This window comes from Streptomyces africanus (assembly GCF_002150735.1).
GTDB classification, from domain to species: Bacteria; Actinomycetota; Actinomycetes; order Streptomycetales; family Streptomycetaceae; genus Streptomyces; species Streptomyces africanus.
In genome coordinates, this window is record NZ_MUKA01000633.1 from 1 (window position 1) to 608 (window position 608).

The window sequence follows — 608 nt, forward strand, 5'->3', positions numbered from 1 at the left end:
GGCCCGGCCGCCTCCGCCGCCCTGCCCACCCCCGTCAGCGGGGCCACCGCCCGCTCCTACCTCGCCTCGCTCACCGTGGCCACCGAGGACCGCACCGGCTACGACCGCGACCTCTTCCCGCACTGGATCACCCAGTCCGGCGCCTGCAACACCCGCGAGGTCGTCCTCAAGCGCGACGGCACGAACGTCCAGCAGGACTCCTCCTGCGCCGCCACCAGCGGCAGCTGGTACTCCCCCTACGACGGAGCGACCTGGTCCGCCGCCGCCGACGTCGACATCGACCACCTGGTCCCGCTGGCAGAGGCCTGGGACTCCGGCGCCGACTCCTGGACGACCTCCCGCCGCCAGTCCTTCGCCAACGACCTGACCCGCCCGCAGCTCATCGCGGTCACCGACAACGTCAACCAGGCCAAGGGCGACCAGGACCCGGCCACCTGGATGCCCTCCCGGACGGCGTACCGCTGCACCTACGTCCGCGCCTGGGTCCAGGTGAAGTACTACTACGGCCTCTCGGTCGACTCGGCCGAGAAGTCCGCGCTCCAGAACTACCTCGCGAACTGCTGACAGACGCGATTTCGCGCCGGGACCTCCCCGCCGGCCTCCGTCGC

At 71.9% G+C, this 608-nt stretch carries 1 protein-coding gene; it reads left to right on the forward strand.

The window, feature by feature from the left end; all coding sequences use genetic code 11:
- Window positions 1-564 (forward strand): HNH endonuclease family protein (locus CCL05_RS42905; protein ID WP_086565881.1); only part of this gene is annotated, 564 nt, incomplete at its 5' end.
- Window positions 565-608 lie beyond the last annotated feature (44 nt).